We start from the raw sequence: 23,400 nt of genomic DNA, 5'->3' as shown, positions 1-23,400 counted from the left end.
CTCACCTCTCCTTGCGGCTGATCAGCACCCGCGCCGCCAGCACGATGATCAGGATGGCGCCGTTGGCGGCCACCTGCCAGTCGGGTGGGATGTGCATGAAGGTGAGCAGCGGAGAGGCCGCCAGCGCCAGCGTCAGCGCGCCGATTACCGCGCCGATCGGCGACACCCGCCCGCCGACGAACTCGCCGCCGCCGAGGATGACGCCAGCGATCGCCAGCAGCGTATAGCCATTGCCGATATTGGCATCGGCCGAGGTGGTGATGCCGATCAGCGCCATGCCCGACAGCACGCCGAACAGACCGGCCAACGAAAACAGCACGATCTTGGTCTTGAGCAGCGACCAGCCGGCGCGGCCGAGTGCCGCCGGATTGCCGCCCGAGCCGCGCAGGATCACGCCATAGGAGGTGCGCATGAGGCCGAAATGAACGATGAGCCCGATCAGCAGCGCGGCGATGATCGGGAACGGCACGAAAGGCGGCTTGAACGCCATCAGCCCAAGCAGCCAGTCCGGCGCCTTGCCGCCTGGTTTGGGCAGAATGAGAATCGCCAGCCCCTGCCAGACGAAGCTCATGCCGAGCGTCACCACGATCGAAGGCAGGTTGCGCAGATGGATCAGCGCGCCGAGCAGCGCATAGACGCCGATCGACCCGAGCAGGATGACGACGCCGATGAGCGGCGCGTCCTTCAGCCAGGTCGCGGTGACGCAGCCGACGAAGCCGACGAAAGTGCCGATCGACAGGTCGAGCTCGTTACCTGATATGACGAACATCTGCGCGATCGTCGCCAGCGCGATCGGAATCGCCAAATTGAGCATCAGGCTAAAGCCGAAATAGCTGATGGCGCGCGGGTTGAGCCATGCGATGGCAAGCAGCACCAGTGCCAACGACAGCGCCGGCAGCAGCCCCCGCAACAGGCGGGCGCGGGCCAGCGCGCCACGCTCGGCGGAAGTCCTGGCAGCGGTTTCGAGACTGGCGGCCGTCATCTTAGGCCGCATCGCCGAACGAGGATTGGATGATCTTCTCTTCCGTCAACTCGTCGCGGCGCAGATTGGCGACGATGCGGCTGTTCTTGAAAACATAGATGTGGTCGCAATTGTCGAGCTCTTCGGTTTCGGTGGTGTACCAGAGGAAGGTACGGCCGCGGCCTGCTTCCTCGCGCACGAGGTCGTAGACTTCCAGCTTGGTGCCGATGTCGACGCCGCGCATCGGATCGTCCATCAGCACGATCTGTGCATCCGAGCCGAGGGCGCGGGCAAACAACGCCTTCTGCTGGTTGCCGCCCGATAGCGAGAAGATGTTGTTGTTCATGTCCGGCGTGCGGATGCCGATCTTCTTTTGCCAAAATGCAGCAAGCTCCGCCTCGCGCTGCGGCGAGATCAACAGCCCGTTGCGCAGGCGCGCCAGCGAGCGGATGCCGATGTTTTGCGCGATCGACCATTGCGGAAAAATGCCGTCCGCCTGGCGGTCGCCGGCGACCAGTGCCACCGGTGCCGTCACCTCGATGCCTGCTTTATTGCGCGACGCCGCGGCGAAGATCGCCAGCAGCAGATCGGTCTGGCCATGGCCGGCCAACCCGGCAAGGCCGATGATCTCGCCGGCGCAAGCGACAAGGTCGGTACCGTCCTTCTGCGCGGCGGGCCGCGCCCGAACCCGCAGCGGGCTGGCCCCGGTCTTGGCGGCAGCGATTTCGGCGGCGATCTTCTGGCGCGCTTCCGCTCCGCCCATCGCCGTCACCAGCCGGTCGCGGTCGAAGGCACTGGCGGCGTCTGCGACAACCACCTTGCCGTCGCGCATCACCACGATGCGGTCGGCGTTGCGCAGCACCTCGCCCAGCACATGCGAAATCAGGATGCAGCTTTTGCCGCCGGCGACGAAGCGGCGCACGAATGCCAGCAGCTGGCCAGCCGTATGCGCGTCCAACGACGATGTCGGCTCGTCGAGGATGACGAGGTCAAGCCGATCCTGCCTGACCGTGAACGCGCGCGCCACCTCGACCATCTGGCGCCGGCCAATGGACAGATCGCCGACAATGTCCGACGGCGAAATGCTGTGGCCCGGAAAAATCTCGTCGAGCTTGGCCGCGATCAGATCCGCCGCCTTGCGCCGCCAGCCGAGCCCGCGCAGCGAAGCATGGTTGATGCGCGTGTTCTCGGCGACGCTGAGATTGGGGCACAGCGACAGCTCCTGGAACACGCAGCGTATGCCGAGCTGCTGCGCCCGTGATACCGAGTAGTTGTCCTCGATGCCGCCATGCACGCCGATCTGCCCGCTGTCGGGCACCAGCGTGCCCGCCACCATGTGCATCAGCGTCGACTTGCCGGCGCCATTGTGGCCGACGAGACCGACGCATTCACCGGGCCCGACGTGAAAATCGACGCCGCCCAGTGCGCGAACGGCGCCGAAATGCTTTTCGGCGCCGTTAAGTCTGATGATGTCAGCGTTCCCTTCAGGCATGCTCAACGATATCCGCTCGGCGATACGGACGGCAACGCTGCCGTGATGCTCACTTGATGTTGGCTTTGATGGCCGCGATTGCATCTTCCTGCGTGTATTCGTGGCTGGCAACGCCACCCTTGGGGATCTTCGGCAGCTCGGCCTCGAAATCGTCTTGGGTGAAGGCCAGATACGGCACCAGCAGATCGTGCGGAATATCCTTGCGGCCGTCGAGCACCTGCTGCGCCACCCAGAAGGCGAGTGACGAGACGCCGGGCGCGATCGATGCCGACCACGTCTGGTAGCCGTCCTTGTCCTTCTGTTCCTTCCACCACTGCAGCTCGTCCTGCCGATTGCCCATGATGATGGTCGGGCGCGGCTTGCCGGCGGCGGCGAAGGCCTGTGCCGCGCCATAGCCGTCACCGCCCTGGTCGACGATGCCGACGATCTCGGGCAGCGACGGCAGGATGGTCGCCACCGCCTTCTGCGCCGTCGTCTGATCCCAGTCGCCGGTCACCGAACCAACGATCTTGAACTCGGGATGGGCGGCGACGCCTTCAAGGATGCCGGCATGGATGGCATCGTCGATCGAGGTGCCGGCGAGGCCGCGGATTTCCAGCAGGTTGCCGCCCTTGGGCTGGAACTTGGCCATCTGCTCGACTTCCTGCTTGCCCATGTCCTTGAAGTCGACGACGACGCGGTAGGCGCAAGGTTCGGTGACGGTGCCGTCGAAGGAGACGACGACAATGCCGGCGTCGCAGGCCTGCTTGATGGCGCCGTTGAGCGCATCCGGCGAGGCGGCGTTGATGACGATCGCGTCATAGCCCTGCAGGATCAGGTTCTGCACCTGCGCCGCCTGCGTCGGCACTTCCTTGTCGGCGGTGGTGAAGATGTCGGCCGCGCCGACGATCTTGTCGGCGACCGCCTTCTTGGTGACGATGCCATAGCTGTCGAGCATGGCCTGCCGCCAGGAATTGCCGGCATAGTTGTTGGAAAAGGCGATCTTCTTGCCACTGGTGTCGGCCAGCGCCGTGCCCGAGGCAAGCATTGCCGCCAGAGCGCCCAGAACGAACAGTTTCTTCATGTCGTAATCCTCCCAGATGTGTTGACTGCTGCAATTCCCGCCGGCTTTGACCCCGGCCTCACTCCCAACTCTGATTTGAGCACGAATTATCGCGGGCTCAAAACAGTCTCAATCCCGGCACGCGCACCCGGAGCCGGTACAATGACGTCGACGCGGTAATGTAGAGGCTTTGAAGGTCGTCGTCGCCGAAGGTAAAATTCGCGCAATCTTCGGGCGTCCGGATGACGCCAAGAATGGCGCCCGACGCGTCAAAGACATGGATGCCGCCGGGCCCGGTGCAGTAAAGATTGCCGCGGCTGTCGATCTTCATGCCGTCGGGCGCTCCCGGCCCCTCGCCCTCGGTCACCGCCCACACCGCGCCGCCATTGAGATCGCCATTGGCTTCGACGCCGAACACCCTGATGTGTCCGCGTTCGGTGTCGTTGATGAACAGCCGCGACTCGTCCAGCGAGAAGCAAAGCCCGTTCGGCTGGACGAAATCGTCGGCCAGCAATGTCAGTTGTGCGCCGTCCCCATCGACGCGGTAGACACCTTGGAACGGCAGTTCCTGAGGGCGTGGCACGCCATAGAACTCCACCCGGCCATAGCCCGGATCGGTGAAATAGATCGATCCGCCAGTGGCAATAACAATGTCGTTCGGGCTGTTGAGCTGCTTGCCCTGGTGGTGTGTGGCAAGCACCGTCACGCTGCCGTTGGCCTCGGCGCGGGTCACGCGGCTCGTCGCGTGCTCACAGGTGACCAGCCGCCCGTGGCGGTCCAACGTGTTGCCGTTGGCCTTGTGGCTCGGCTCGCGGAACAGCTCGATCTCGCCCGCCACGCCACGGCGGTACATGCGGCTTTCCGGAATGTCCGAGAAGACCAGCCATTTCTCGTAGGGGTGCCAGGCCGGCCCTTCGAGGAAGCCGAAGCCGCTCGCCAGCGTTTCGATCGCTGCATCGCCAACGACGTCGTCGAAGCCGGAATGGCGGGCGCGCGCCGAAACCGACATCACTGGCTCCCGGCGGCGCCGACAGTCGTGCGAACCCGCATGGTGACGAATGACATGAGCGCTCTCCCGATATGGTCTTTTTATGGGTCGAGCGTAGTTGCGGTGCCGGCATGGCGATACGGGTCAAAGCGCACGGCCGACTGTGCGTTTGCACAGTCGCGCAGAGCCCAATTGCGGCGTAGTGATAGCGGCGATAAGCCCGATAAAATTGGCGAACACCTTGTCGCATCGGGTTGCGACGCGGCGACGTCGGACTAGGACCGGCGAACACCCAGCAAAAACGCGGTCAATGTTGCGCTCGCGCACGCCACCGCCACGAGCGCGACTACGCCAGCAGAGTTGGACTTTTGCCCTGCGCGAAACGCGTCGCGCCGCGCGGGTAAAGCACTGTCAACCAAGGCCTTCAGATCGGACCTGCTGCCGTGCCTAACTGAATAGGCGCGCGTGAACTCGGCGCCGAGAAGGAAGATTTCCGATGAGTAGTAAACCCAGAGCAGTATGACGAGCAGTCCACCGGCGGCGCCATACGAGGACGCAATCGCGCTGGTTCCGATATACCAGCCGATCAGCGATTTTCCCAACGTGAACAGGGCAGCTGTCACAACAGCACCGATCCTTACATCGCGCCATTCCAGGGTTCGATCGGGCAAAACTTTGTAAATGGCGGCGAACATCAGGGAGATCAGGGCAAACGAAACGACGGCGTTGATCACGCCGAGTATGATCGTTCCGAACGGCAGATGGACGTTGATAAAATCGCTCAGCGCCGAAATCGCGGCGCTTGCTATGAGAGAGACCAGCAACAGGAACCCGAGCGCGGCCACCAACCCCAGACTGGCGGCTCGTGCCCGCACCAGACGCGACAAGGAGTTGCCCTGTGCTTCAACCTTCCAGATTGCGTTCAACGACTGCTGCATTTCGCCAAAGACGCCAGACGCGGCCACCAACAAGGTGACGAGCCCGATGACCGCGGCCCAGGTCCCGTACAGCTTGCTGGATGCACTTTCCAGCGCAGCCTGGAGGAGATCGGCGCTTTCCGGCCCCATCAGTCCGGAGATCTGGGCCGACAAAGCCAATTGTGCGGCATCATGACCGAAGACGAGACCGGCGACAGCAACCACGATCAGCAAAATCGGCGCCAGCGAGGTGGCGGTATAGAAAGCCATCGCGGCACCATGACTAAGAGCATTGTCGTTGATGAAGCCGGCTACGCTTTCACGCACCAAGTGCCACGAATTTGTGATTGAGGGTCGCACTTCGGGTCCGCGGGCAGTGGGTTGGAACGGCGTTCATTAGCAATGCGCCAGACCTTCCGATGTTCCGGTCTGGCGCGCCGCTGGTTCAGGAATTGGATCGGAATCTGGTGCGGACTCCCAGCCGTGAGGTGAGGCGTGTAGGGGAAGGCCTACTCTTGCCCCGCCAGCCAGGCGTCGAGCCGGCCCTGCTCGCGGCGCAGCGCGTCGATGTTGATCAGGCCGCGCGCCATCGCGAGATAGATCGCCCGCGTCCGAGAGTTGAACACGGAAGCATCGCTGGCGCCGTCCTCCGCCGGCACGATGCCGAGCTTGTCGTAGACATGCTTGATGCGGCTCTGCGCGCCGCGGATCGACAGGCCGCGGCGTGCCGCGATCGCCCGGTCGGTCAGGCCGAGCGCGATGTCGATCAGGCTTTCATATTCGCCGTCCGTGATGCCCTCGAACCTATCCTGCACGCGGTGCTGGATGCCACGTATCTCGCGGTCGATGATGCAGTGGCCATCGCGGAAAACGCCGCGCAAGGCAGAGCGCATGCCTTCCTCCGTCGCCGATTTGAGCACATAGCCATAGACCGAACCGGGCGGCACGATACGCGCCACGCCGCGCACATAGGCCTCGTCGGCGAAATTGGACCAAAACAGGATGTGCGTGCCGGCGCGGCGGTTCCAGATCGCCCTGGCGACCTCGATCCCGGTCGCCTTCGGCATCTGCAGGTCGAGCACGACATGCGGCGGCTCACGCTCGGCCGCCAGGTTGATGGCGTCCTCGCCGTCGCTCGCTTCGATCACCTCGACGTCGCCGGGCCACAATTGCTCGACGGTCCGGCGCGCGAAGGTGCGGTGCAGCCCGTCATTCTCGGCGATCATCACAAGCATCACATGGCCTCCGACACGGCGAGCTCGCCGGGTATTGTTGCAGCCGCCGTCATGGCCAACTCTGGCAACGGCTGGCGGTCGATCTCGACGACGACACGCGTGCCGCCGCTCTTGCGGCCGGCTTGGCCGATTCGCAGCCGTGCCCCGATAAGGGCGGCCCGCGTGTGCATATGGCCGATGCCGCCATGGGCCGCCGGATCGACAGAGCCGCATCCCTGGCCGTCATCGGTGACGATGACCCGAAGCACGCTGGTTGTCGACGCCAGCAGCACATCGATGCGGTGCGGCGCGGCATGGCGAACGGCATTGTTGATCGCTTCCTGCACGATCCGGTAGAGCGCGGTGCGGACAGGCTCGGGCAGGCTGTCGGCGCCGCCGTCGCTGGTGTCGGCGATGCGCACGGCGATCGGAGGCTTGGCTCTGGCGACGCTGCGGTTGAGATGCGCCTCGACCGCGTCGCGCAGGCCGAACAGTTCGAGCACGCTCGGCCGCATGTCGTCGACGATGTGGCGCAGTTCCGTCAGGCAACCGGCGACCTCCTGCTCGAGATCGGCAAGCTGCGCCGCCCGCGCCACGCCCTGGCCACGCAACGCCGAAAGTTGGCGCGCGATCCGGGCGAGGTCGGCGAGCGTCTGGTCGTGCAGGTCCATGGCCATGCGCCGGCGTTCGCGCTCCATGCCTTCGGTCAATTGCGAGGCGCCGACCCGCAGCAGTTCGACGCGGTTGCGCGCCTCGCTCTCGGCCAGCATCGCACGGCGCGCCTCCTCGGTCTGGATCAGCGCGAAGATATAGGGCGCGATCAGATCCGCGCATTGCTGGGCAACGGCGACATCGGCAAGCGTGTAGCAATCGATCTCATGCCGGCTGATGTTGAGCGCGCCGATGATGCCGCCGCGTGCCCTGAGCGGCACGACGATGCGGCTGCGCAATCGGGCGGCGAAGATCGGCCCATCGATGGCGGTGGCGAAATGGAAGCGCTCGTCGCGCAGCGCATCATCGGCGAGCAGATAGGGCACCTCGCCCCACAGCACGGAGCGTATCGGGCTGACTTCGGTCGGCAGCGGATGCTGGGCAAGCTCGCTCCAGCTGGTGTGGAAGCCGGCTTCATAACAGGCGTGGCGGCGGCCGTCGTGCGACAGCACCGCCAGATCCATGTGGTCGTGCGGAATGAGCGAGCCGATCTCGATTGCTGTCGCGCGGAACGCCGTGCCGGGATCGATATGGCCGGCAAGCGCCCGCGAAATCGCCAACAGCCGGTCGATCAGGACCAGGGACACCTCCGGCATGGCTTTCACGATCCTCCCGTGCAGGGAAATAGTGGACGCATGCCGGCACCGCTGTCAACGACGGCTGGGCTGGCGGAGCCCGATCAACTTGCGGTGCGGTGATTGAAAAGGTTTCGCGTCCTGGTCTAGGGAGACGGGTCAGGAGACCGACACAGAATGCCAGTGACTTGGACGCCAACCATTGCTCCGGCGCCCCGGGAATTCCGGCACGATGGACGCCGAGCGCCACGAGTGGCGTCGAAACGTCACTTGGCCAGCCTCCCGCAGGGAAGCACGCTGATCTTCACTTTTTTCTGGCCCGGGACCGGCGATTGGGAGAATGTCGACTTCTCCGTCATATCGGGCGCCCAGGAATAGCCAGGCGATCCTTCCTCGATAAACCCCGCAAATCTCTTAGGAAACAGGGACGACACCATGCAGATCGGAATGATGGGACTGGGCCGGATGGGCGCCAACATGGTCCGGCGCCTGATGCGCGACGGCCATGAATGCGTCGTCTACGACATCAATCCCACCAGCGTCGCGGCTCTGGTGACCGACGGCGCGCTAGGGGCGGCCTCACTGGAAGAATTCGTCGGCAAGCTCGCCAAGCCGCGTTGTGTGTGGCTGATGCTGCCGGCGGCCATCACCGGCAGGATCATCGATCAGGTGGCGGCGCTGATGGAGCCCGGCGACATCCTCATCGACGGCGGCAATTCCTACTATCACGACGCCGTCGACCAGGCCGCGAAGCTGGCTGGCAAGGGTATCCATCTTGTCGATGTCGGCACCAGCGGCGGTGTCTGGGGACTGGAGCGTGGCTACTGCCTGATGATCGGCGGTCCCGATGTGGCGGTGCAACATCTCGATTCGGTCTTCGCCACGCTGGCGCCGGGCGCCGACGCCGGCTCCAATCCGCCCAAGGATGCCGGGACCGCGGCCTTTGGCTATCTGCATTGCGGACCGAGCGGCGCCGGCCACTTCGTCAAGATGGTGCACAACGGCATCGAATATGGCGTCATGGCCGCCTATGCCGAAGGCATGAACATCCTGAAGTCGGCCAATGCCGGCAAGCGGCAACGAACGGCGGACGCCGAGACCAGCCCGTTGGAAAACCCGCAATACTACCAGTTCGACATCGACCTTGCCCAGGTGGCCGAGGTCTGGCGGCATGGCAGCGTCATCGGCTCCTGGCTGCTCGACCTGACGGCCGGCGCGCTGAAGAGCGATCCGGGCCTGGCGAATTTCGGCGGCCGCGTCTCGGATTCCGGCGAAGGCCGCTGGACGCTGAAGGCGGCGATCGACACCGGCGTGCCGGCGCCGGTGCTGTCCTCGGCGCTGTTCGACCGCTTCTCCTCACAAGGCGAATCCGAATTCGCCGACAAGCTGTTGTCCGCAATGCGCTATGCCTTTGGCGGCCATGTCGAAAAGGCCGGCAAGTGATGGCGGCGGGGGAGACGCGCATGAGCCAGGAACGCTCCGACACGCTGGTGCTTTTCGGAGCGACCGGCGACCTCGCCCACAAGAAGATATTTCCAGCGCTTTATCAGATGGTCGCCAAGGGCACGCTCACCGAGCCGGTGATCGGCGTCGCCTTCGACGCCTGGGACATCAAGCAATTGCAGGCCCGTGCCCGCGACGGCATCGTCAATGCGCTCGGCAAGATCGACGAGAAGGTGTTCGCACAGTTCGCCTCGCAACTGCGCTATGTCAGCGGCGACTACCGCGATGGAGCGACCTTCGAGAAGCTGAAAAGCGCGCTCGGCACGGCGCAGCGGCCGCTGCACTACATGGCGGTGCCGCCGACCATGTTCGAGATCGTCGTCCAGGGGCTGGAGCAATCGGGCACGGCCCAGGGCGCGCGGCTGATGGTGGAAAAGCCTTTCGGCCACGACCTGCAATCGGCGCGCTGGCTGAACCGGGTCCTGCATCTGGTGTTCGACGAACAGTCGATTTTCCGCATCGACCACTATCTCGGCAAGGAAGCGATCCAGAACCTGCTCTATTTCCGCTTCGCCAATTCCTTCCTCGAGCCGATCTGGAACCGCAATTTCGTCGAGAGCGTGCAGATCACCATGGCCGAGGATTTCGGCGTGGAAGGGCGCGGTCGCTTCTATGACGATGTCGGCTGCATCAGGGACGTTATCGAGAACCATCTGCTCAACATCCTGTTGCTGCTTGCCATGGAGCCGCCCGTCGGCCGCTCCGCCGACGACCTGATCGATGAGAAGGTGCAGGTGCTGCGCGCCATCCGCACGCTGACCAGGGACGATGTCGTGCGCGGCCAGTTCACCGGCTATCTTACTGAACCGGGCGTGGCGCCGAACTCGCCGGTCGAGACCTTCGCGGCGGTGCGTTTCTTCGTCGACACCTGGCGCTGGCAGGACGTGCCGTTCTTCATCCGCGCCGGCAAGAACATGCCGGTGCATGTCACCGAAGTGGTGGTGCGGCTGAAGCGGCCGCCGCTCGACGTCTTCGACCCGATCAAGCCCGCTGACCAGAACTACGTCCGCTTCCGTATCGATCCGCAAGTGGTGATCGCCATCGGCGCCCAGCGCAAGGCGCCGGGCGACGACATGATCGGCGAGCAGGTTGAGTTGACGGCGCTCGACGACAGTAAGGGCGACATGCCGCCCTATGAGCGGTTGATCGGCGATGCCATGAACGGCAACGGTCAGTTGTTCACCCGCCAGGATGCCAGCGAACTGGCCTGGCGCATCGTCGGCCCGGTGCTTGGCGACACCACGCCACCGCATCTCTACGAGCCGGGCACATGGGGTCCCGCGGACGTCATGGCCGGGTTCGGGCCGCCCAACGGCTGGATCGATCCGGTAAAGTGAGAGGGTGACATGATGGCCAAGGCGGTGAAACAACCGGCATCGGGTCCTGAGAAGTCAGGCCCTGAAAAGATCGTGCTTTCGATCGATATTGGCGGCTCGCACGTCAAGATCCTCACCAAGCGCCGGCGGCGAGGAGCGCCGCGCCGGCTCCGGGCCGGACCTGACGCCTCGGCAGATGATCGATGCGGTCAAGAACTCGCCGGGGGCCTGTCCTATGACGTCATCTCGATGGGGCTATCCCGGGCCCGGTCGGCGAACGCGGCCTGGTAAAGCGCGGCAAGAAGAAATGGCGCCGATATGTCTTCGACGTCGTCGACCGGCTCCGTGCCGCGATGCAGCCTGACTATGCCGTCATTTGGCGGCGGCAATGTCGACAAGCTCGATGAATTGCCCGCCGACTCCAGGCGCGGCGACAACACACGCGCCCTTCGAGGGCGGATTTCGATTGTGGCGCGACAAGGCGCTGATAGTCTGATATTGTTATTGTTTAATATAGTTGTTCAAAATAACGTGTGATATGACGCCAAGTCATTGCATTGCGCAGATTCCCCGACTAGGAATTCCGCGCCACAACAACGCTGCCCGTCCCGTGGATGCACAAAGGACGCTTTAGCATTTTGATTTTGCGCATGATCCTTTCCGGGAATCGAATCCGATTTTCAGGTCATTCGCTTTAGACGGAGAGATAGAGTGACCGACGATAGCAACAGCGCCCGTAAAGACATCGACCTGCTCGAGCTTACCGCTCACATCGTGTCCGCTTACGTCGAGAAGAACCGCTTGCCCGCCTCCGGCTTGCCCGACCTCATCGCCAGCGTCAGCGCCTCGATAAGCGGGCTCGGCAAGCCGGTGGCCCCATTGGCTGCTCCGCTGGTCCCGGCGGTCAACCCCAAGAAGTCGGTGACGCCCGATTACATCATCTGCCTCGAAGACGGCAAGAAGTTCAAATCGCTGAAGCGTCACCTCGGCGTGCATTTCGGCCTGACGCCGGACGCCTACCGCGCCAAATGGGGCTTGCCGTCGGACTATCCGATGGTCGCCCCCAACTATGCCGCCTCGCGCTCGCTGCTGGCGAAATCGATCGGTCTCGGCCGCAAGGCCGCCCCCGTGAAGGCACCTGTCAAGGGCAGGAAGGCCAAGGTTTCAGCCTGAGGCATGTCCCCCAAGAGCATGCCCTCGGGCTTGACCGAGGGTGTCCAACGGTTTGGGACAACGACCTCCTGAGGCAAGGACCGAATTCGGCGCTGAGCCAATAGATTGATTGAAGCCTGCCGGCGAATCGCCTTGGCAGGCTTCATGTTTTTATGGCTTGGATGAACCGGACGGGTTCTTTGAGGGGGAAGTCATGAACTACACCCGGATGGTGATCGAGAAAGAGGCGCCGGAAGAGTACGGCTACGACCGTATTCGCTACAATCTCTCCGAAAGTTCGATCGCCGACCAGAAGCTCTCCGACATCGGCCTGTCGCTGCCTGATCTCACGCTTTTCTATGGTGAGCATCGCGGCGACAAGGAGCTGCGCGCGCTGATTGCGGCGCAGGACGCCGGCATCTCGCCTGATGATGTCCTGGTCACCGCCGGTGCCGCAGGCGCGCTCTTCATCATCTCGACCTCGCTTCTGTCGGCGAACGACCATCTCGTCGTCATCAGGCCCAACTACGCCACCAACATCGAAACCCCAAGGGCGATCGGCTGCGCCATCGGCTTTGTCGACCTGGCCTTCGAGGAAGGCTTCGCCATCGAGGTCGAGCGCGTCAAGGCGGCAATGCAGCCGAACACCAGGCTGATCAGCGTTACCTGCCCGCACAACCCGACCGGCACGATGATGAACCGGACCGGGCTCGATGCACTGGTGGCGCTCGCCGAAAGCAGCAATTGCCATCTGCTGGTCGACGAGACCTACCGCGACCTCTCCTATGGCAAGCGGCTGCCGTCGGCGGCATCGCTGAGCCGGAAGGCGATCAGCGTCTCGTCACTGTCCAAGTCCTTCGGCATTCCCGGGATCCGCATCGGCTGGCTGATCACCAGGGATGCGGAGCTTCAGGAAAAGTTCCTCGCCGCCAAGGAGCAGATCGGCATCTGTGGCAGCGTCATCGACGAAGCCGTCGCGCGCGGCATGCTTGAGCGCCGGGATATCTTCCTGGCGACGCTGCTGCCCGAAATGGCGAAGCGCCGCGACATCGTCCAGGCCTGGATCGACCGCGAGCCACTGGTAGACTGGGTGCGGCCCGAAGGTGGTGTCGTCGGTTTCCCCCGCCTGAATGTCGATCCCGGCTTCGACCTCGACCGGTTCTATGTGAACCTGCTCGAGAACCACGGCACGTATGTCGGGCCCGGCCACTGGTTCGAGATGGAGAAGCGCTTCTTCCGCATCGGCTTTGGCTGGCCGACGGAAGCCGAACTACGCGGCGGCCTCGACGCAATCTCCGCCGCGCTGAAGCAGTAAGCTCCCCATGCGATCGATGGAGCAGGTTGAAAATTCCTTGATCCATCACCGATTTTAACGCATATCCGCATCGAATCTGGGCAAACAGTTCCGCCAGCCGGACCAGCGCCCATCGTGGAAGTGCCCCGCCACGATGCGAAAGCTAACAAGTGTTGGAGCGTATTTTGTGCGTCCAATTGGACGCACGTCGCTCCAATGCCATCGCAACGGGCCTCTTAAATCCATGACAACCGAACAGATATTGCCCGACCAGCGCTATGCCGCGTTCCGCCATCGCTCCTTCCTGAGCTATTGGGCGGCGCGTTTCCTCACGACCTTCGCCACCATGATCGTGTCCGTCGCTGTCGGCTGGCAGATGTACGACCTGACCCGGAACCCGCTCGATCTCGGCCTGGTCGGCATCGTCCAGTTCCTGCCTTCGCTGCTGCTGGTGCTGGTCACCGGCGTCGTCGCCGACCGCTTCGGGCGGCGGCTGATCATGGCGCTGGCGGTGGTGCTGGAAGCGATCTGCGCGCTGACGCTGCTTCTTCTGACGCTGCGCGGCATCAGCGGACCGCTGCCGATCTTCGCCGTACTTGCCATGTTTGGCGTCGCCCGCGCCTTCTTCGGTCCGGCCTCCGCCTCCCTGTTCGCCAATCTGGTGCCGCCTGAGGATTTCGCGAATGCCATCGCCTGGAATTCATCGGCCTGGCAGACGGCGACCATCGTCGGACCGGTTGCTGGCGGCCTGCTCTACGGCGTGTCGCCGGAAGTGGCCTACGGCACGGCCGCCGTCCTGATGCTCGTGTCCGGGCTGCTGATCTTCACCATCCCGAAGCCGTCGCAACGCACGGAGACCGAAAAGCCGACGATGCAGAACCTTTTCGGGGGATTCAGCTACATCTGGAGCGAGAAGATCGTGCTGGGCGCCATCTCGCTCGATCTGTTCGCCGTGCTCCTGTCCGGCGCCTCGGCGCTGCTGCCTGTCTACGCGCGCGACATCCTCCAGCTCGGCCCCTGGGGTCTCGGCCTTCTGCGCTCGGCACCGGGCGTCGGCGCCATCTGCGTCGCCATCTGGCTGGCCGGCCATCCGATCCGCAACCACGCCGGCACGATCATGCTCGGCTTTGTCGCCGCGTTCGGCGCCTTTACCGTGCTGTTCGGCCTGTCGACTATCACCTGGCTGTCGATCGTCGCCCTCGCCTTCCTTGGCGCCACCGACATGTTCAGCGTTTACATCCGGGAGACCCTGATCCAGCTGTGGACGCCCGATCATGTGCGTGGTCGCGTCAACGCCGTCAACCAGGTCTTCGTCGGAGCTTCCAACGAGGTCGGCGAATTCCGCGCCGGCACGATGGCGGCACTGATCGGCACGGTACCGGCTGTCGTGGTCGGCGGCGTCGGTGCGATTGCCGTCGCCGGATTGTGGATGGTGCTGTTCCCGCAACTGCGCAAGGTGCGCCACCTCAGCGGGCGCAATTGACCCGCCTTATCGAGCGGCCGGCTTGCCGAAAATCAGCCGCAGGAACTCGTCCAGCCATCGCTTGAGATGCATGTCCCAGATCAGCCGGCCGCCGAGATGATCGCGGCCGGGCTGCGCGCCCGGCAGCTCGAAGCGATGCGCGCCGCGCACCACCCAGCGCTGCATCATCACCCTGGTCAGCTCGCCATGGAACTGGATGCCCCAGGCATTGTCACCATAGCGGAAGGCCTGGTTGGGATAGGTCTCGGCCGTCGCCAGCAGCGTCGCGTCCCTGGGCAGCGAAAAGCCCTCACGGTGAAACTGATAGACCATCTCCGGCCAATGCATCAGCTCCCTGCCGGCTTCGGTCGCCTTCAGCGGGTACCATCCGATCTCGACCAGCCCTTCGCCGTGACCCTCGACCTTGCCGCCGAGATGATTGACCAGCATCTGCGCGCCAAGGCAAATGCCGAGGCACGGCCGGTTCTCCCTCAGCGGTATTTCCAGCCAACTGGTCTCGCGGCGGACGAATTCATCCTCGTCATTGGCACTCATCGGCCCGCCGAACACCACCGTGCCGGCGTGGCCGTCCAGCGTGTCCGGCAAAGTGTCGCCCAGCGGCGGACGTCGGACGTCGAGGTCAAAACCCTCTTCCAATAGCATGTGGCCGACGCGTCCGGGGCTCGAATTCTCCTGATGCAGCACGATCAGGATCTTTGGCTTCGAACTCGTTTGGCGCGGCATGGGAAGGCGAAAACCTATTCGTCGCTTGATGTTCCGGTGGCGCCAGGTGCAAGTGCGGCCGCCTTGCGGCGCGCCTCGACACGGTCGCGGCGTTCGACGCCGATCAGCTCGGCGACGCGCCAGACCGTGTTGTCCTCCAGTTCGTGCAACTCGCCATCGGCATAGACGATCTCCCACATCAGGCCGATGAAAGCCTTGCGCGCATCGGCATCGAGATGGCGCTTCAAGACACTGGTGAAGGCATAGAGATCGATCGCCTCATTGTCGGCCCGCTCACCGGCGGCGACAAGCGCTTCGAGTTCGGCGCCGCTGATCGAATAGCTCTGCGCCAGCACCGCCTTGAACCGCTCCCATTCGACATCCTGGCGCACGCCATCGGCGTTCATCACATGGTAGAGAAGCGCCGATGCAGCGATGCGCGGATCGTCCGTGCTGGCCTGCGCGGTAGTGCCGGCCGGCAAATCCCTGAGAAATGACAGAACGCGTTCAAACATAGATCCATTCCTCAGAGCATGATGCCGAAAAGTGTGAAGCGGTTTTCTCGGACAAACCGGACCCGTTTGTCCAGACATCATGCTCTATCTTCTTGAGTCAGAGGGGGGCTTGACGGCCAGCCCAATTCAAAACAACCGAAACCGGCGCGACGATTTTTCCGCTTCCTCGTCCGGATCGACGCCGGGATCGTCCGGCAGCCGCGCATGCTCCTCGGCCGGCTCGACACCCTCGGCATCGGTCGGCACCGCAGCGAAGGCCGCCGCCGTGATCGGCCTGACATGATCCTCGTGGCTCTCGGCGTCCTTGCCCGCCACCTCGCCCTGACCGGCGTCATCGATCACCTCGACCGGCCTTTTTTCACTCGTCGGCGTTGCCAGTGCTTCAATGACCGGCACCGCGCTGGCTGGTGCATCCTCATGGCTGTCGATCAGCTGGCCGAGCCGCTCCATCGGCGCGCGCCACTCGAAGGCGTCGAGCCGACCGGTGATCGGCGATACCGGCGCCCAGCGCTCGGACACCACGCCGTCGGCGACCCAGGCCGGATCGCGCGGCGCCCGCACCGCCCTCGACAGCAGCTGCCGCACCTTACCCTGGTCGCCGGTCTCGGCCTCCTCGATGTCGGCGAGCAGCAGATAGGCGCCCTCGCGGCGGTCCATCCTGATCGCGGCCTCCGCCTCGCGGCGGGCGGTCGAGAAGTCCTGCGCGTCGAGTGCGGCGCGCGCCACTGTCATCGATGATTCGGCGTGGTTCTTCTTCATCTCCTGCAGCTTCTTCGCCCGGTTGAGGCGGTCGAGCACGGCGTCACCAGGCCTTGCGTGGGTATAGAGCTCGGCGATCTCCGGCTGCGGCTCGGCCTTCCACGCCGCCTCGAGGATCTTTGAGCCCTTGCGCACGTCGTTCTGCTTGAACAACGCCGCAGCGGCGGCAACGGCGGCGGGCGCGAAGTCTGGCCGCAGCCGGTTGGCCTCGATCGCCGCGGTTCTGGCGGCGGTGGGATCGGTGTCGGCGAGCGCCTGCGCCTTGGCGGTCAACAGCACGGCGCGGCGGCGGTTGGCGGCTTCGCGCTCGATCTGGCGTGTCGCCTTCTGCGCGTCGACCAGTTTCAAGGCACCGTCCCAGTCACCGCGCGCCGCCAGCTCTTCAAGCGTCGATTCGGCGGCCCAGGCCAGCTGCGGCGCCATTACCGCGGCGCGGCCGGCATAGTGCCTGGCGGCGTTGCGATCACCGAGCCGTTCGGCTTCGAGATAGAGCCCGCGCAAGCCGAGCAACCGCATTTCGGGATCGTCGAGCATGCTCTCGAACTTTTGCCGCGCGCCCTCGTGATCGCCCTCGAGCAGCGACGCCTGCGCCTCCAGCAGATGGATCAGCGGCTCCTGGTCGGAGCGGATCAGCTTAGCCGCTTCCTTGGTCTTCTTGCGGGCCAGCGCGCCGTCACCGGCGCCGGCGGCGATCATGCCGGTCGACAGCGCCTGATAGCCGCGGTCGCGGCGGCGGACACGGAAATAGCGCGAGATGGTGTAGGGGCTATTCCACAGCGACTTGAGCAGCCACCACAGGATCATCACCGCGGCGACGACGGCAACGACGGCCACCGCCGCCACCATCAGGCTGACCTGGTATTGATAGCCGCTGAAGGTGATGACCATGTCGCCCGGCCGGTCGGCCAGCCAGGCAAAGCCCAGTCCGAGCGCGAAGACGACGACGAGGAAGGCGAGCAGGCGGATCATCGTGTTGCCCTCATGCCTTCATCGCGCCCGAAATCAGCGCGTCGACCTGGGTTTCGACCTCGACGCGCGCTTTCAGTTTGCCGGCAAAGTCGGCGCCTGCAGCCTTGGCGGCTTGCGGCAGCGTGTCGTATTCAGTGAGTGCCTTGACGTAGTCACCCTGTTTGACCGCCGCCTCCATACGCGCAACGATTTCGGGCACCCCAGCACCTTCGACAGCGCCGATTGGCCTGACCTTGACCAGCGATTCGGCGCTCGACAAAAGGTTCTGCAGGAAGCCGGCACTCTCATCGACAGGGGTCGCCGCGCCGACCATGTCATTGGCGGCGGCATCCGCTTGCGATGCGATCTCGGCGCGGGTCGGAACGCCCTTTTCGGCGTAGGGGCGCAAGGTCGCAAGCTGCGGCGCGTCCGGAGAAATCGCGGCAAAGGTTTCGAGTTCGGCCGAGAACGGCGCGCCACGGTCAAGCGCTGCCTTGAGCGCCGACGCGGCGATGGCGAGCGCGATCTTCGGCTGTCCTGCCGCCGCCTCGACCTTGCCGGCCAGCTGCGACACCGACTGCTCCAGTGCGGTCAGCCGGCCATCCTGCGCCGTCGTCGCCTCGCCGGCGGATTTCACCTGCGCGTCGAGACCAGCCAGTTTTTCGTTGAGCGGGCCGAGATCGACCGGCGCCGTGCCGCCGGCCTTGCCAAGGGCCGCGACCGCCGTTTCGATCTGCTTGATCTTGTCGCCCAGTGCGGCGAGCCCGGCGGTGTCGCCTGCTCCACCTTTTTCGACCGCCGATTTCAGCGCCGCCACATCGGCCTTGACCTGCTCCAGGCCCGAGGACAGCCCGACCACCTTGGCCGCCACATCGCTGTTGCCGCCAGCTTCCTTCAAACCGGCGATTTCGCTCTTCAGCGAAGCGATCTCGCCATTGACGCCCTCGAGCGAGACACTGGAGCTCGAGCCCGGCGCGCCGAGCAGGCCTGCAAATTGCAGCCCGCCGGCGCCAACCAGCGCGATGATGCCGCCGAGCAGGCCGGCGGCGATGCCGTTGAAGCCGCCACGCTTTGCCGGGGGCGGCGCCGTTCTCTCGTCCCGTGTCTCGGTTTTGGCTTTGTCGCCGCCGGTCCGTGTGGGCTTCGCCGATGCGTCCTCGAAATTGTAGTCGTAAGCTTTGGTTTTATCGGCCGGCACGTCGGACGACCCGGGATCGTCGGACGATCCGGGATAGGGGAGCTCAGCCTCGCTGCCGCCCTTGCCCGCCGCCACTGGCTGCTCCGATTCGGCCTTGGCATCGGCATGCTCCCAGGGCTCGAGGTCGGTCTGGTCGGCATGCACCGGCTCTTCGGGAAGCTCAGCCTGCGAAGCGTTCTCTGCTTCCTCAGCCTTCGCCTCGTCTGTCTGAGCCCTGGCCGCGTCCTCATCGGCGACGCGTGAAACGGCGCCCGGCTCCAGATCGATGGTCACCGGCTCGCGGCGGCTTTTCGAGTGTCGCACCTTCGGCGTCTTGACCATGCCTGGCTCCGCACAATTCGCTTCGTCTCAACGCCTTGCGGCGCATGATGGTTCAGAAAGGGTCTAGCACATCACCAAGCGGTGAAAAGGGGCGGTGTGATGACGCGGCTCAGAGCCGCGCCTGCAAAAGTGCCAGCAGCGCTTCCTCGTCAGGCTGCGCGGCAATGCGGAGCCTTTCACGGGCGGTATCGCCGAAGGCTGCCGCGATACGCGCCGAAAGCGCGAAAAACCATGTCTTTTCAAACAGCCCCTGCAGAGCAGGCCGCCTGGCCAAAACCTGTAGCGCGGCGGCCGCTTTGGCCGAATAGAACAGCACCGCATCGACAGGTTCGCCCGACAACAGCGCAACAATGGCCTCGTCCGAATAACTCACCGCGAATGTGTCATATGTCTCGACGGCACGGACCCGGACGCCCGCCGTCTCCAACCCCCGTTCGAATGCGGGAAACCGCACGCGTCCACAGAGATAGACGATCGTCTTGCCCGAGTGATCCGCGGCAAGACTCTCGGCAAGCGCTTCGGCATTGCCCGGGCCTTCGCTGACCGACAAAAACCCTGCTTCGCGCGCGGCTTGCGCCGTCCTTTCGCCGACGGCATGGCAAGGCAACGCTGTGAGTACCGCTATCAGCTCTTTTGGGGCATGGCGCACGGCATTGGCGCTGGTGATGGCCACGGCGACGGCATCGTGTGGAACCACTCCGCCATCGACCGGCAGCGCCACCGTTTCGGTCAGGGGCAAAAGGATCGGCTGGAATCCTGTCTTCTCAAGCTGCCGCGCTGTGCGCGAGGCGCCGGGTTCCGGTCTCGTCACCAGGATGCGAAGCATTTCAGAGCCAGCCGTCGAAGAACTTTTCGCCGGCCTTGGCCCGTACTGTCCGGGCTGCTTCGGCACCGACACGGGCGGCATCCCGCGCCGGTCCCTGCAGCTCGACAGTGTGCGATTGCACGCCGTCGGGCGAGATGATCAGTCCGGCGAACGACAGTTTTCCGGCCTCGATCGCCGCGTAGCCGGCGATCGGCGTGCGGCACGAACCATCAAGCGCCGCCAGGAAGGCGCGCTCGCAGGCCAGCGCCTGGCCGGTCGGAACATCATGGATGGCCGCCAGCATCTTTTCGACGTCGCGGTCGCCGATACGAGTTTCGATGCAGATCGCGCCTTGGCCCGGCGCCGGCGGAAAGATGTCGAGCGGCATCAGGTCGGTGACGACATGCTCGAGCCCAAGCCGCTTCAACCCCGCATAGGCGAGAATGGTGCCAGCGGCGACGCCTTCGTCGAGCTTGCGCAGCCGCGTCTGCACATTGCCGCGGAACATCACCACGTCGAGATCGGGCCGCATGCGGCGGATCAGCGCCTGCCGCCGCAGCGACGACGAGCCGACTTTCGCTCCCTGCGGCAGTTCGGCGATCGTCTTAGCGGCCTTGCCGACAAAGGCATCGCGGGCGTCCTCGCGCGGCAGGAAGGCCGAGAGTTCGAGACCGTCGGGCAGTTGCGTCGGCATGTCCTTCGACGAATGCACGGCGATGTCGATCCGGCCCGCCAGCAGCGCCTCCTCGATCTCCTTGGTGAACAAGCCCTTGCCGCCGGCTTCCGACAGCGGCCGGTCCTGGATGCGGTCACCGGTGGTCGAAATGACGACGACCTCGAGCGCTTCCGCAGGCATGCCGTGCGCGGCCATCAACCGCGCCTGCGTTTCATGCGCCTGTGCCAGCGCCAGCGGGCTGCCCCGTGTTCCGATTCTCAAGATTGTTTGCATGGCGCGCGGTCCGTGATAACCCCCGGCAAGCGAGGCTTTTCCGGGCTTCTCCTAACGGGGAAAGCCTCATGATACAATCTTTAGGGACAGCGACGAATTGATCCGCGTTCTGGGCATTGAGACGAGTTGTGACGAGACCGCCGCCAGTGTCGTGGTGCTGGACGGCGATGCCGCGCCAAAAATCCTGTCCAACATCGTGCTCAGCCAGATCGAGGAACATGCCGCATTCGGCGGCGTCGTGCCGGAGATCGCGGCACGCGCCCATGTCGAGGCGCTGGATGGCATTATCGAGGCAGCGCTTGCCGATTCGGGCGTGGCGCTGGCCGATATCGATGCGATTGCCGCCACCGCCGGTCCCGGTCTGGTCGGCGGGCTGATCGTCGGGCTGATGACGGCCAAGGCGATTGCCGCGGCCGCGAACAAGCCGCTGATCGCCATCAACCACCTCGAAGGCCATGCCTTGACGGCACGGCTGACCGACGGGCTCGATTTCCCCTATCTGCTGCTGCTCGTTTCCGGCGGCCACACGCAGATCCTCGCCGTGCGCGGCGTCGGCGACTATCAGCGCTGGGCAACCACCATCGACGACGCGCTCGGCGAGGCCTTCGACAAGACGGCCAAGATGCTCGACCTGCCCTATCCCGGCGGACCGAATGTCGAGAAGGCGGCGCAGGCCGGCAACGCATCGCGCTTTGCCTTTCCACGTCCGATGAAGGGCTCGGCCCAGCCCGACTTCTCCTTCTCCGGCCTGAAAACCGCCGTGCGCCAGGCGGCGACCGCCATTGCGCCCTTGAGCGACCAGGACGTCGCCGACATCTGCGCCTCGTTCCAGGCGGCCGTCGCCGACGCGCTGGCTGACCGCGTTTCTCGCGCGCTGACGCGCTTTCGGGAGACTTTTCCCGCCACCAGGACACCAGCGCTGGTCGTCGCCGGCGGCGTCGCCGCCAACCACACGATCAAGGCGATGCTGGAGCGGCAGTGCGCCGAGTCCGGCTTCACCTTCATCGCACCGCCGCTAAAACTTTGCACCGACAATGCGGCGATGATCGCCTGGGCCGGCATCGAGCGGCTGCGTGAAGGCATGGCGCAGGAGAACGGCTTCGATTTCGTGCCGCGCTCGCGCTGGCCGCTGGACAGCATCTCGACCCCGATGGTCGGCTCCGGCCGGCGCGGAGCAAAGGCATGAACGAGGGTGCAATGAGCGGCAACGACACAGCGCCAACCGGCTGGCGCGTTGCCGTGCTCGGCGGCGGGGCCTGGGGCACTGCCTTGGCGCTGGCCATGCTTCGCGCCGGCCATTTCGTCCGCCTTTACGCGCGCGACCCAGAGACCGTCGCCGCGATCGACCGCGGCGAAAATCCACGCTATCTGCCGGGCATTACGCTCCAGGTCGGCATCGTGGCGACGAACAACATCCAAGCCGCGCTCGACGGTGCCGATTGTGTGCTGGCGGTGACGCCGGCGCAGTCGCTGCGGGCCACCCTGGCCGCCGCGAAGGACCATATACCGGCCGGTATCCCGCTCGTTCTCTGTGCCAAGGGCATCGAAAGCGATACCGGCGCCTTGCTGTCGGCGATTGTCGAAGAAATCCTACCGCAAAACCCGGTCGCCGCTCTGTCGGGTCCAAGCTTCGCCACCGATGTTGCGCGCGGTCTACCGACGGCCGTCGTGGTCGCCGCCCGCGACGAGGCCTTGGCCGCCGAACTCGCCGCCCGCTTTTCCGCCGAGAACCTGCGCTGTTATTCGAGCGACGACCTGACCGGCGTCGAGATCGGCGGCGCCTTGAAGAACGTCTTCGCCATTGCCGCGGGTGCCGTCACCGGCGCCGGTCTCGGCGCCAGCGCCCAGGCCGCCATGGTGACGCGCGGCTTTGTCGAGCTGCGCCGCATCGGTGCCGCCTTCGGCGCCAGGCCCGAGACCTTGATGGGGCTTTCCGGCCTTGGCGACCTGTTGCTGACCTGCTCGTCGACCCAGTCGCGCAATTTCGCCTATGGGCTGGCGCTCGGACAAGGCAAGGAGCTTTCCGGATTGCCGCTGGCCGAGGGCGTGCCGACGGCGGCGATCGCTGCCCGCATCGCCACCGAGCGCAACATCGACGCGCCGATCATTGCCGCCGTCGCCGCCATACTGGACGGCACCATCACCATCCGGCAGGCTGTGACGGCCTTGATGACCCGGCCGCTGAAGACCGAAACCAACGATTGATCCCCACGATTTTGATCGAACGACCAGGAGAGAGACCATGCTGTTTGCTGTGATTTGCAAGGACAAGCCGGGAAGCGTGCAGGTGCGTCTCGACACGCGGCCGGAGCATATCGCCTTCCTGGAAGAACTGAACGGCGACAAGAAGCTGGCTTTCGCCGGTCCGTTCCTTGACGCCGAAGGCAAGCCCAACGGCAGCCTCGTCGTCGTCGAGGCGCCCGACATGGCGGGTGCGCAGACCTTGTCGGCCGCCGACCCGTACGCGAAGGCCGGCCTGTTCGAGAGCGTCGAAATCCGCCCGTGGAACTGGACGTTCAACAAGCCGGCGGCTACTTAACTCCCGGTCGCCGGTG

21 protein-coding genes and 1 pseudogene are annotated in these 23,400 nt (G+C 64.7%); 9 read left to right on the top strand and 13 right to left on the bottom strand.

Features of this window, described 5'->3' with window-relative positions:
• Window position 1 precedes the first annotated feature (1 nt).
• The 7 genes from NKH02_RS15620 to NKH02_RS15590 form a co-directional block, all read right to left on the bottom strand.
• On the bottom strand, window positions 2-982 hold the full coding sequence (locus NKH02_RS15620; RefSeq protein ID WP_352879866.1) for an ABC transporter permease: 981 nt from the start codon (window positions 980-982) through the stop codon (window positions 2-4).
• A gap of 1 nt (window position 983) precedes the next feature.
• Window positions 984-2,453, bottom strand: coding sequence for a sugar ABC transporter ATP-binding protein (locus NKH02_RS15615; RefSeq protein ID WP_352879865.1), 1,470 nt, complete (start codon window positions 2,451-2,453; stop codon window positions 984-986).
• A 49-nt stretch (window positions 2,454-2,502) separates the two neighbouring features.
• Entirely contained in the window at window positions 2,503-3,516 is a 1,014-nt protein-coding gene (locus NKH02_RS15610) for an ABC transporter substrate-binding protein (protein ID WP_352879863.1), read from the bottom strand.
• A 97-nt stretch (window positions 3,517-3,613) separates the two neighbouring features.
• Complete coding sequence (locus NKH02_RS15605; protein ID WP_352879861.1) at window positions 3,614-4,504, bottom strand: SMP-30/gluconolactonase/LRE family protein; 891 nt, start codon at window positions 4,502-4,504, stop codon at window positions 3,614-3,616.
• Window positions 4,505-4,758: 254 nt separating this feature from the next.
• Window positions 4,759-5,727 carry a YihY/virulence factor BrkB family protein gene (locus NKH02_RS15600; RefSeq protein WP_502913817.1) on the bottom strand — a complete coding sequence of 323 codons (969 nt, stop codon included), beginning with the start codon at window positions 5,725-5,727 and terminating at the stop codon, window positions 4,759-4,761.
• Between the two features lie 182 nt (window positions 5,728-5,909).
• A complete protein-coding gene (locus NKH02_RS15595) occupies window positions 5,910-6,635 on the bottom strand; it encodes a response regulator (RefSeq protein WP_352879859.1) in 726 nt (241 codons plus the stop codon).
• Entirely contained in the window at window positions 6,635-7,921 is a 1,287-nt protein-coding gene (locus NKH02_RS15590) for a sensor histidine kinase (RefSeq protein WP_352879858.1), read from the bottom strand. Before NKH02_RS15590 ends, NKH02_RS15595 begins: the two co-directional genes overlap by 1 nt.
• Window positions 7,922-8,335: 414 nt before the next feature.
• Between NKH02_RS15590 and gnd the strand changes: the two genes are divergently transcribed.
• The 6 genes and pseudogenes from gnd (at window position 8,336) to NKH02_RS15560 (ending at window position 14,648) form a co-directional block, all read left to right on the top strand.
• A complete protein-coding gene (gene gnd / locus NKH02_RS15585) occupies window positions 8,336-9,343 on the top strand; it encodes a phosphogluconate dehydrogenase (NAD(+)-dependent, decarboxylating) (protein ID WP_352879856.1) in 1,008 nt (335 codons plus the stop codon).
• A gap of 20 nt (window positions 9,344-9,363) precedes the next feature.
• Window positions 9,364-10,740 carry a glucose-6-phosphate dehydrogenase gene (zwf, locus tag NKH02_RS15580; RefSeq protein WP_352879854.1) on the top strand — a complete coding sequence of 459 codons (1,377 nt, stop codon included), beginning with the start codon at window positions 9,364-9,366 and terminating at the stop codon, window positions 10,738-10,740.
• Window positions 10,741-10,752: 12 nt separating this feature from the next.
• A pseudogene (locus NKH02_RS15575) lies at window positions 10,753-11,215 on the top strand (hypothetical protein).
• 215 nt (window positions 11,216-11,430) lie between these two features.
• Window positions 11,431-11,892 (top strand): Ros/MucR family transcriptional regulator, encoded by a 462-nt coding sequence (locus NKH02_RS15570; protein ID WP_352866216.1) that lies wholly within the window; start codon window positions 11,431-11,433, stop codon window positions 11,890-11,892.
• Between the two features lie 193 nt (window positions 11,893-12,085).
• Complete coding sequence (locus tag NKH02_RS15565; RefSeq protein WP_352879852.1) at window positions 12,086-13,186, top strand: aminotransferase class I/II-fold pyridoxal phosphate-dependent enzyme; 1,101 nt, start codon at window positions 12,086-12,088, stop codon at window positions 13,184-13,186.
• 223 nt (window positions 13,187-13,409) lie between these two features.
• A complete protein-coding gene (locus NKH02_RS15560) occupies window positions 13,410-14,648 on the top strand; it encodes an MFS transporter (protein ID WP_352879850.1) in 1,239 nt (412 codons plus the stop codon).
• A gap of 6 nt (window positions 14,649-14,654) precedes the next feature.
• On the opposite strand, the gene NKH02_RS15555 is transcribed toward NKH02_RS15560, so the two are convergent.
• From NKH02_RS15555 to hemC, 6 genes are all read right to left on the bottom strand, one after another.
• The gene (locus NKH02_RS15555) at window positions 14,655-15,371 is read right to left on the bottom strand and encodes a glutamine amidotransferase (RefSeq protein ID WP_352866222.1); all 717 of its coding nucleotides are present in this window, start codon (window positions 15,369-15,371) and stop codon (window positions 14,655-14,657) included.
• 14 nt (window positions 15,372-15,385) lie between these two features.
• Window positions 15,386-15,865 carry a tellurite resistance TerB family protein gene (locus NKH02_RS15550; RefSeq protein WP_352866223.1) on the bottom strand — a complete coding sequence of 160 codons (480 nt, stop codon included), beginning with the start codon at window positions 15,863-15,865 and terminating at the stop codon, window positions 15,386-15,388.
• 126 nt (window positions 15,866-15,991) lie between these two features.
• Window positions 15,992-17,593 (bottom strand): heme biosynthesis protein HemY, encoded by a 1,602-nt coding sequence (locus tag NKH02_RS15545; protein ID WP_352879849.1) that lies wholly within the window; start codon window positions 17,591-17,593, stop codon window positions 15,992-15,994.
• 10 nt (window positions 17,594-17,603) lie between these two features.
• Complete coding sequence (locus tag NKH02_RS15540; RefSeq protein ID WP_352879848.1) at window positions 17,604-19,091, bottom strand: COG4223 family protein; 1,488 nt, start codon at window positions 19,089-19,091, stop codon at window positions 17,604-17,606.
• 109 nt (window positions 19,092-19,200) lie between these two features.
• Entirely contained in the window at window positions 19,201-19,917 is a 717-nt protein-coding gene (locus NKH02_RS15535; protein ID WP_352866227.1) for a uroporphyrinogen-III synthase, read from the bottom strand.
• Window position 19,918: 1 nt separating this feature from the next.
• Entirely contained in the window at window positions 19,919-20,845 is a 927-nt protein-coding gene (hemC, locus tag NKH02_RS15530) for a hydroxymethylbilane synthase (RefSeq protein ID WP_352866228.1), read from the bottom strand.
• A 100-nt stretch (window positions 20,846-20,945) separates the two neighbouring features.
• Between hemC and tsaD the strand changes: the two genes are divergently transcribed.
• From tsaD to NKH02_RS15515, 3 genes are read left to right on the top strand one after another with little or no spacing between them, the layout of a single operon-like run.
• Complete coding sequence (gene tsaD, locus NKH02_RS15525; RefSeq protein WP_352866587.1) at window positions 20,946-22,031, top strand: tRNA (adenosine(37)-N6)-threonylcarbamoyltransferase complex transferase subunit TsaD; 1,086 nt, start codon at window positions 20,946-20,948, stop codon at window positions 22,029-22,031.
• Entirely contained in the window at window positions 22,028-23,050 is a 1,023-nt protein-coding gene (locus tag NKH02_RS15520) for an NAD(P)H-dependent glycerol-3-phosphate dehydrogenase (protein ID WP_352866230.1), read from the top strand. Before tsaD ends, NKH02_RS15520 begins: the two co-directional genes overlap by 4 nt.
• Before the next feature lie 37 nt (window positions 23,051-23,087).
• On the top strand, window positions 23,088-23,384 hold the full coding sequence (locus tag NKH02_RS15515) for a YciI-like protein (RefSeq protein ID WP_352866232.1): 297 nt from the start codon (window positions 23,088-23,090) through the stop codon (window positions 23,382-23,384).
• Window positions 23,385-23,400: the final 16 nt, after the last annotated feature.

Source organism: Mesorhizobium sp. M1396 (genome assembly GCF_040317725.1).
GTDB lineage: Bacteria > Pseudomonadota > Alphaproteobacteria > Rhizobiales > Rhizobiaceae > Mesorhizobium.
The sequence above is the reverse complement of the archived record's forward strand: the minus strand, read 5'-3'. Positions and strand labels throughout refer to the sequence as shown.